This window comes from Idiomarina sp. UBA3162, assembly GCF_002364475.1.
Classification (GTDB): domain Bacteria; phylum Pseudomonadota; class Gammaproteobacteria; order Enterobacterales; family Alteromonadaceae; genus Idiomarina.
The window spans coordinates 1-9546 of sequence record NZ_DEYI01000088.1 but is presented as its reverse complement, the minus strand read 5'-3'; the positions used below and the strand labels follow the sequence as shown (position 1 = coordinate 9546).

The 9546-nt window shown below is 47.0% G+C and carries 7 protein-coding genes; 3 read left to right on the top strand and 4 right to left on the bottom strand.

The genetic code is table 11. The features are described 5' to 3' along the window. Together B2X00_RS10800 and B2X00_RS10795 are read left to right on the top strand one after the other, a co-directional pair. The coding region (locus B2X00_RS10800) for a valine--tRNA ligase (protein WP_290487558.1) at positions 1 to 2644 on the top strand (2644 nt) is incomplete at its 5' end. A 101-nt stretch (positions 2645 to 2745) separates the two neighbouring features. Further along, complete coding sequence (locus B2X00_RS10795; RefSeq protein ID WP_006956977.1) at positions 2746 to 3183, top strand: hemerythrin domain-containing protein; 438 nt, start codon at positions 2746 to 2748, stop codon at positions 3181 to 3183. Between the two features lie 19 nt (positions 3184 to 3202). Here B2X00_RS10795 and rraB read toward each other — a convergent pair whose 3' ends face one another. Beyond that, positions 3203 to 3574, bottom strand: a complete 372-nt coding sequence (rraB, locus tag B2X00_RS10790; protein WP_006956978.1) for a ribonuclease E inhibitor RraB — start codon at positions 3572 to 3574, stop codon at positions 3203 to 3205. After that, on the bottom strand, positions 3571 to 4305 hold the full coding sequence (locus B2X00_RS10785) for a 1-acylglycerol-3-phosphate O-acyltransferase (protein WP_290487560.1): 735 nt from the start codon (positions 4303 to 4305) through the stop codon (positions 3571 to 3573). The genes rraB and B2X00_RS10785 overlap by 4 nt, the downstream gene beginning before the upstream one ends. A gap of 82 nt (positions 4306 to 4387) precedes the next feature. Here B2X00_RS10785 and B2X00_RS10780 point away from each other — a divergent pair, with 82 nt between their 5' ends. Continuing rightward, complete coding sequence (locus B2X00_RS10780; RefSeq protein WP_290487556.1) at positions 4388 to 5488, top strand: HD-GYP domain-containing protein; 1101 nt, start codon at positions 4388 to 4390, stop codon at positions 5486 to 5488. A gap of 1 nt (position 5489) precedes the next feature. Here the strand turns inward: B2X00_RS10780 and parC are convergent, their stop codons facing one another. Next, on the bottom strand, positions 5490 to 7772 hold the full coding sequence (parC, locus tag B2X00_RS10775) for a DNA topoisomerase IV subunit A (RefSeq protein WP_290487555.1): 2283 nt from the start codon (positions 7770 to 7772) through the stop codon (positions 5490 to 5492). A gap of 37 nt (positions 7773 to 7809) precedes the next feature. After that, positions 7810 to 9546 (bottom strand): DNA topoisomerase IV subunit B (gene parE, locus B2X00_RS10770; protein ID WP_290487554.1); only part of this gene is annotated, 1737 nt, incomplete at its 5' end.

Sequence of the window (9546 nt, the reverse complement as noted above, 5' to 3'; positions counted from 1 at the left end):
AAAAGCCTTATGGCAAGTGGGTACCGACCACGCCGGCATTGCAACCCAAATGGTTGTTGAGCGTCAACTCGCAGCAGACGGCAAAAGCCGTGCCGATTTAGGTCGTGAAGCGTTTATCGACAAAGTCTGGGAGTGGAAGCAAGAGTCTGGCGGCACGATTACCTCACAAATGCGTCGCTTAGGTGATTCTGTCGACTGGGATCGCGAGCGTTTTACGATGGATGAAGGTCTGTCTAAAGCAGTGCTAGAAGTCTTTGTAAAGCTTCACAAAGAAGGTCTCATTTACCGTGGCAAGCGCTTGGTTAATTGGGATCCAAAGTTACAAACCGCGATTTCTGACCTTGAAGTTGAAAATAAAGAGCAGCAGGGTCACATCTGGCATCTGCGTTATCCGCTAGCGGATGGCGAGAAAACGGAAGACGGTAAAGATTATTTGGTTGTCGCAACGACTCGACCCGAGACGATGCTGGGTGATGTCTGTGTTGCCGTTCACCCAGAAGACGCGCGTTACAAACACTTAGTCGGTAAGCACATCGAGCTACCACTCGTTGAGCGTAGAATTCCGATCATCGCAGACGATTACGTCGACCGTGAATTCGGTACTGGCTGCGTTAAGATTACCCCTGCTCACGACTTTAATGACTATGAAATCGGTAAGCGTAACGAACTAGGCATGATTGCCGTGCTTGATGATACGGCACATGTTTTAAGTACTGCTGGTTTATATACGAGCAAAGGAGAAGCGGTTGAGTCGCTTGGTGAGTTTAAGGGCGAACTGCCTCAACAGTTTGCAGGGCTTGAACGCTTTGAAGCACGTAAACAAATCATCGCCGCGTTTGAAGAACTCGAACTCCTCGATAAAATTGAGAAACATACCAATAAGGTGCCTTATGGCGACCGCGGAGGTGTTCCGATTGAGCCGCACTTAACAGATCAGTGGTATGTGCGTGTTGAGTCATTAGCTAAACAAGCGACTGAGGCCGTTGAGGATGGTCGTATCGAGTTCGTACCAAAACAATACGAGAATATGTACTTCAGTTGGATGCGTGACATTCAGGATTGGTGTATTTCACGTCAATTGTGGTGGGGACACCGCATTCCAGCATGGTACGACGAACAAGGTAACGTCTATGTTGGACGCTCTGAGGAAGAGGTGCGTAAAGAAAACGACCTAGGCGACATCAAATTGTCTCAAGATGATGATGTCCTTGATACCTGGTTCTCCTCTGCGCTTTGGACTTTCTCGACGCTAGGTTGGCCAGAGCAAACTGACGATTTAAAAACGTTCCACCCGACTGATGTGCTGGTCACCGGGTTTGATATTATTTTCTTCTGGGTTGCGCGCATGATTATGATGACCATGCACTTCCTGAAAGATGAAAATGGTCAGCCTCAGGTCCCCTTCAAAAAGGTCTATGTCACTGGGCTTATTCGCGATGAAGAAGGCCAGAAGATGTCTAAGTCGAAAGGTAACGTACTGGATCCATTAGACATGATCGACGGCATTAGCGCTGATGCATTAGTCGAAAAGCGTACCGCTAATCTCATGCAACCTAAAATGCGCGAGAAAATTGCTAAAGCAACACGCAAACAGTTCCCTGAAGGCATCGCTGCACATGGTACCGATGCGTTGCGTTTTACTCTGACTGCGCTGGCTTCGACGGGTCGTGATATTAACTGGGATATGAAACGTCTTGAGGGTTATCGCAACTTCTGTAATAAGTTATGGAACGCTAGCCGCTATGTGTTGATGAACACGGAAGAACATGATTGCGGCCAGTCAGGTGAAGACTATCGCTTATCGCTCGCAGATGAGTGGATTATTGCGCGCTTCAACCACACTGTTAAAGAGTTCCGTCATGCACTCGATACCTATCGGTTTGACCAAGCCGCAGCGATTGCTTACGAGTTTACTTGGAACCAGTTCTGTGACTGGTATTTAGAGTTAACCAAGCCCGTACTTAATAATGGTACTGAAGCAGAGCAACGTGGCACGCGCCGTACCTTGGTCACTGTACTCGAGCAACTATTACGACTACTGCATCCTGTGTTGCCTTATATCACCGAGACTATTTGGCATCGTGTCAAACCGTTGGCCGGGGTTGAGGGTGAAACGATTATGTTGCAACCGTTCCCACGAGCAAACGCCGATGTCGATCATCAAGCGATGCAGGATATGGAATGGTTAAAACGGGTGATCTTGGCGATCCGAAATATCCGTGGTGAGATGGATTTATCGCCTAACAAACCATTACCGTTGCTAATATCTCATTATGATGAGATGGCACGGGGCCGTATTGAAGCCAACAGAACATTCTTGCAGAGCCTGGCCAAACTTGAGCAAATCGACTACTTGAATGAAGGCGATGAGCCGCCAGCGAGTATGACAAGCCTTGTGGATAGTATGCAGTTGCACATCCCGATGGCTGGCTTAATTGACAAGGACGCCGAGTTAAAACGTCTCGATAAAGCCCTGCAAAAAGCCGAGCAAGAGCAAAAGCGCCTAAGCGGCAAGCTCAGTAACGAAAACTTCGTGAGTAAGGCACCTGAGGCCGTCATTGCTAAAGAGCGTGAGAAGCTGGCAGAAGCTGAAGAAGCGTTAGCTCAACTCAAGCAGCAGCACGCCAAAATAGCCTCTCTGTAATAGGTTTCGAGCATAAGTGAAGGCGCCTTTATGGCGCCTTTTTTCATCCAATTATCATCTCTCTGCGTAGAACATAAAACGCTTAACTTAAGGAGAGAGCAATGAATATCTTTGACGAACTTAAGACCGATCATGATAAGCAGCGCGCATTGTTGGACAACTTGAGCGACACGCAGGGGGATGAAGCAGAACGTCGCACCCAATTCAACGTTTTGAAAGCGCAACTTCAAGCACATGCTACGGCTGAAGAAAGGTATTTCTACTCACCATTGATTAACAACGATAGTACCGTCGACTTATCACGTCACGGTATTGCTGAACACCACGAGATTGACGAGCTCATTGAGACGATAGAGCAAACCGATATGTCATCGCCAGCTTGGCTTCAGCACTTGAAAAGCCTCAAACATAAAGTGCTTCACCACCTCGAAGACGAAGAACAGGGCTTTTTTCAGCAGGCAGGTAAGGTGCTTAGCACCCAACAAAAATCAGAGTTAGGTAGTGACTATCGCTTAGAAATGGATCAACAAGGTATATAGCAATAAGTTCGAGGACGAATTATTCGTCCTCGAAATCTTCCTCGTCTTCGTCAAGGAAAGTACCCCAACCGTCGTACTCAACTTCACATTCTTCAGCCACGACTAAAATCTCGCGAATTTGACGCGAAAGGACATCTCGGTCAAGCGTACTTTCTGTGGAAGCTGCAAAAGCAAACCACCGCTCGCCTTGCTCGTCCTCAAACTCGTCCGCATCATCAACGTGATAGCCTTCTTTTACCATTTCTACAGCGGCCTTTTCGAGCTTGGTAAAGTCCTGTGACGCCAAATGATGCTCTATTAAATAGTATTCACTTGGATCGACACCATCTTCTAGCATGGCATCAATTGTTTCATTACTCTGCTCGAGCAAGACATCTAGCATTGAACTCATAAATTTCCTTCATCATTTTCACTGACGTGTTTATCTAGTAGAGCAATTTTGTTCTTCATCACATCATGAGTATCACGAGATAATTGCCGCAATGAATCTTTTGAATAATTGGCGATATTAATCGGCTCTAAAAACTCAATTTTTAGTACGCCATTATTCCAACGATTCATTTTAATCTTTTTATGTAAATTTGAAACACACACGGGCACAATATTTACTTGTGCCTTATAGGCGGTATGAAATGCTCCATTTTTAAAAGGTAGTAACCCTCTACCGTAACTCCGCGTCCCCTCAGGAAACATCCATACTGAAATATCCCTGCGTTTAATCGCATCCGCCGTTTGCGCAATGGTGCCATGAGCTCGGCCTTTATTTTTCCGATCGATTAGAATGTTTCCAGCTAACCAATAGAGCTGACCAAAAAATGGAATATAGCGTAGGCTTTTCTTGCCGACGGTAACTGTGTTCGGCGGCAACATCGCTGCAATGGTGAAAATTTCCCAGCTGTTCTGGTGGTTGCAAATATAAACATAAGGTCCGCCAGGCGGGACATCAGGGTGCACCTTGACCTCAAGTTTCACGCCCAATATACGTGTAACCGAACCGAAGATACGTGCCCATACGTATGTATTATTACGATGAAATGGCCTCAATATACAAAATATACAGCCGATAACTCCGAACAGGACGATAAAGATCCCTAAAAATATCCAGCGTATCGCAGCTAACATCATTACTCCTTGTTGTTTTGCTCGGCTAGTATATCGTGTTTATTCAAAATAAAACTCCGATCAGTCAATTATTAGGTAAGTTATGGCGCTATTCACTCGACCCGATATATCCACCGATATTTACATCGAGCTTATGGATGAGATCAAAGAACTCCATCAACAGGCGGAAAAAAGCGTAATTGCTTTAGAGTCTGCACCAAACTCCGAGTCTCATCAACAAACACTGTATCGTGCGATTCACACGATTAAAGGTGATCTTGGTATCATCGGACTCGACCCTCTGGTGCCGTTGATAGGTGCAATTGAAAACTTACTTGATGATGTACGCAATCAACGCTTAACTTTTAACGCGATCATCGGTGACATCGTGTTTAACTTAATCGATCAAGTCCATGATTTTGTTCAATCGTGTAAAAATGACGTGCGAGTCGAGTTTCCCGAGTCACGCTACCAACGCGTCATCACATTGTGTCGACAGCTCGATTACCAACATATTGACGCATCACTGCGCGAGATTCTAGCCACATTAGCGCCCGAATTAGTCATCACCACCGATCTAGATGAGCAACCCAGCTACACTCCGAATGCGGAAGATAACGCTGAGGCCGATTTGAACCTTTTTGAAGCGCTTATTAACCAAGCTGAGCAACGCTCAAGTTATTGGCACGGTCGGGCAAAGAGGCAACTTAAACTCGCATTACTGATCAATCGCCATGCAGGGTCTCCTATTGATGACAGACAACTCACTGCTGCATGTTTCGTTCACGATTTCGGTATGTCCTTTCTGCCTGTTTCGATTCTGCACACAACCGACGCGCTCAGTGAAATTCAAACGGAGACATTAAAAACGCACGTCTATCTGTCGGCCAAACTGCTCGAAAACTTACCACAATGGCAAGAGGCAAAACATATGGTATTACAACACCACGAACGGGTGGACGGAACCGGTTATCCTAACGGACTGACTCAGGCGCAAATATGTGATGGCGCAAAAATCTTAGCCATTGTTGATACCTTTGACGCAATGACCCATGAGCGCGCGCACAAACACCACTTGAAAAGGCCATTTAGCAGGGCTCGAGCAGAACTCAAGCGTTTAGCAGGGACACAGCTGTGCCCCTACTGGGTAACCGTTTTTAACGATGCTATGAACGATCTCGTTAAAGCCAAGCGTGCGCTTTAAGCTATTCATCACTGTCGTTGACAGGGTCAGATGATTCTGGCTCATTTGCGGTAGCTTCAACCTCGATACGGTCGACACGTTGCAAGCCGCGTGGCAATTTATTGCCCCGACGTCCACGCTCGCCCTGATAATGTGCCAGGTCAGCTGGTTTTAATGTTAGCTTACGACGTCCCGCGTGGAGTGTCACCGTACTATCGGGACTCGCTACACTGGTTGCAACGACATATTCCTCACGTGACTGCGCACGCAGCGCTGGAATACTGATCATCTTATTACCTTTCCCCTTCGCCAACTGCGGTAAATCAGCTATCGGGAACACCAACATACGGCCCTCGTTTGAAACCACAATGACATGGGCCTTGGCCGTATCTTTTACTTCTACAGGCGGCATTACCTTGGCTCCCGTAGGCAAACTTAAAATCGCCTTACCATTTTTATTACGAGAAACAAGGTCTTTAAACTGACACACAAAACCATAGCCGGCGTCAGAGCTTAGTAAATAATATTGCTCATCTTTCGCCATCAACGCATGGTGCACAGTCTCTCCCGCGACCATATTAAATCGGCCGGTCAACGGTTCGCCTTGGCTTCTAGCCGACGGCAGCGAATGCGCTTCACAAGAATAGCTGCGCCCCGATGTATCAAGAAATACGACAGGTAAGTTGCTCTTACCCTGAGCAGCCGCCTGGAAGCTGTCACCCGACTTGTAGCTCAGCTTTTCGCCATCAACATCATGCCCTTTGGCACAACGCACCCAGCCTTTAGCAGAAAGCACCACGGTCACTGCTTCAGCAGGAGTGAGCTCTGTTTCGCTCAGTGCTTTGGCTTCAGCCCGTTCAACTAGAGGCGAACGACGTTCGTCGCCATATTTCTCTGCATCAGCAAGAATTTCTTTTTTAATGAGTGTTTTTAAACGACGGTCTGAATTTAATAATTGAGAAAGCTTTTCACGTTCTTTTTCAAGCTCATCTTGCTCGCCCTTCAACTTCATTTCTTCTAAGCGCGCTAAATGGCGTAGTTTCAACTCCAGAATAGCTTCTGCCTGAGTATCCGTAAGCGCGAATCGCTTGATGAGTTCCTTTTTCGGCTCGTCTTCATAACGAATAATTTCAATGACTTCGTCAATATTCAAAAACGCTATTAATAGACCCTGCAAAATATGCAGACGCGCTTCTACTTTGTCGAGACGATACTGCAATCGACGTGTCACCGTTTGCTTACGGAACTCTAGCCATTCACTTAAAATACCGACCAATGGCTTAACTTGCGGCCGACCATCTAAGCCCAAAATGTTCAAATTTACGCGGTACTGCTTCTCGAGATCTGTGGTGGCGAACAAGTGCTTCATCAATTGCTCTGTATCAACACGATTCGAGCGCGGCACCACGACCAAACGAGTGGGGTTTTCGTGGTCTGATTCATCACGTAAGTCAGAAACTAAGGGCAGTTTTTTTGCCTGCATCTGCGCCGCAATCTGCTCTAATACTTTCGCACCCGAGGCTTGATGAGGTAATGCAGTCAGTACGATTTCACCCTCTTCAAGGTGATACTTAGCACGCATTTTTACAGTCCCACGCCCCGATTCATAGAGCTTCTTCAACTCAGTTTTAGGTGTAATAATTTCGGCGTCGGTGGGATAATCAGGTCCTTGTAGGTGCTCCATCACCTCATCTAAATCTGCGCTCGGCTTATCAATCAATAATGCACACGCATTAGCTACTTCACGGGCATTATGAGGCGGAATATCCGTTGCCATCCCAACAGCGATACCAGTAACGCCGTTAAGCAAAATATGCGGTAGGCGTGCCGGTAGCATTTTCGGCTCGCGCATCGTGCCATCAAAGTTTGGAATCCAGTCGACCGTGCCTTGCCCGAGCTCGCTCAACAATACTTCGCTAAAGCGCGATAACTTAGCTTCAGTGTAACGCATGGCAGCGAACGACTTAGGATCATCCGGCGATCCCCAGTTTCCTTGACCATCAACGAGCGGGTGACGATAGCTAAATGGCTGTGCCATCAGTACCATTGCTTCATAGCAGGCGCTATCACCGTGGGGGTGAAATTTACCAAGTACATCACCCACTGTGCGAGCAGACTTTTTATATTTCGCCAGTGCCGAAAGTCCGAGTTCAGACATTGCGTAAATAATTCGACGTTGCACAGGCTTTAGGCCATCGCCAATATGCGGTAACGCACGGTCCATAATGACGTACATCGAGTAGTTGAGATATGCATCCTCAGTAAACTTACTCAGCGGTGTGCGTTCGGTTACTTCACTCGACATTGAGCTGTTCTCCATTTAAATTCATTTCGCGCAGTGGTTATGTGTATAGTTCTGCCAGATCGGCCATATTGCCTTTGCTCTCAAGCCAAGTACGGCGGTCGGCTGCACGTTTTTTCGCTAATAACATATCCATTAATTCTTCCATCGCCTCAGCATCGTCAATAGTGAGCTGCACGAGTCTACGGGTATTGGGGTCCATGGTGGTTTCACGAAGTGTTAGTGGGTTCATTTCACCCAACCCTTTGAAACGCTGCACGTTAACTTTACCTTTGCGTTTCTCCGCTTCTATGCGATCGAGAATGCCCTGCTTCTCGCCCTCATCAAGGGCATAAAACACGTCTTTTCCGACATCAATGCGATACAGCGGTGGCATTGCCACAAAGATGTGTCCATTTTCGACCAAAGGTCGGAAGTGTTTTACAAACAAAGCGCACAATAATGTCGCGATATGCAAACCATCGGAATCGGCATCAGCAAGAATACAAATCTTGTTGTATCTCAATTTGTCCAAATCCACCGAGTTCGGATCAACCCCTACCGCAACTGAAATATCGTGTATTTCTTGGGAAGCAAGGATCTGTTCTGGATCGACCTCCCATGTATTGAGAATTTTACCTCGTAACGGCATAACCGCTTGAAACTCACGATCGCGCGCCTGCTTTGCTGAGCCACCCGCAGAGTCACCTTCGACTAAAAATAGCTCACTGCGTTCACTATCTTGACCTGAGCAGTCCGTCAACTTACCCGGTAGTGCAGGTCCCGACGTTACCTTTTTACGAACGACTTTTTTACTCGCTTTTAAACGGCGCTGCGCATTGGAGATACAAAGTTCTGCGAGCGCCTCAGCTTGTTCGGTATGTTCGTTGAGCCACAGGCTGAATGAATCTTTTACGACACCTGAAACAAAACTCGCCGACTGGCGAGACGACAAACGTTCTTTAGTCTGCCCGGCAAATTGCGGGTCTTCCATCTTCAGTGAAAGAATATAACTACACCGCTCCCACACATCATCAGGCGTTAATTTAACACCGCGCGGCGTTAAATTACGGAATTCACAGAATTCTCGCATGGCTTCTAACAAACCTTGTCGCAAGCCATTGACGTGCGTGCCGCCTAAAGCAGTGGGAATTAAGTTCACATAACTTTCAGTAACCGCTTCCCCACCTTCTGGTAACCAAGTCACTGCCCATTCTGCCGCCTCAGTTTTACTGACAAAGCTCCCGTCAAAGGGCGCCTCCGGCAGTGTGGGGTATTCTTCAACGGCTTCTCGTAAGTAGTCCGTCAAGCCATCCTCGTAAAACCAGCTTGTTTCCTCTCCGTCAACATGATTGATAAAGCGAATGGTCAATCCTGGACAAAGAACCGCTTTTGCACGCAGTAGATGGGTCAGCTTTAAAACTGAAAATTTACTTGAATCGAAATACTGTTCATCGGGCCAAAAATGAACGCGGGTGCCCGTGTTACGCTTGCCACAGGTACCGGTGACTGCCAGTTCTGACACTTTATCACCGTTTTCAAACGCCATCTCGTACACTTGGCTGTCGCGGCGAATCGTTATTTCGACGCGTTTAGATAGCGCATTAACAACCGAAATACCGACGCCATGAAGACCACCTGAAAATTGATAGTTCTTATTAGAGAATTTCCCACCCGCGTGAAGCTTACTCATTATCAGCTCTACCCCTGGGATTTTCTCCTCTGGGTGAATATCGACAGGCATACCTCGACCATCGTCTGTTACTTCGAGTGACTGATCTTTGTGTAATACCGCTGT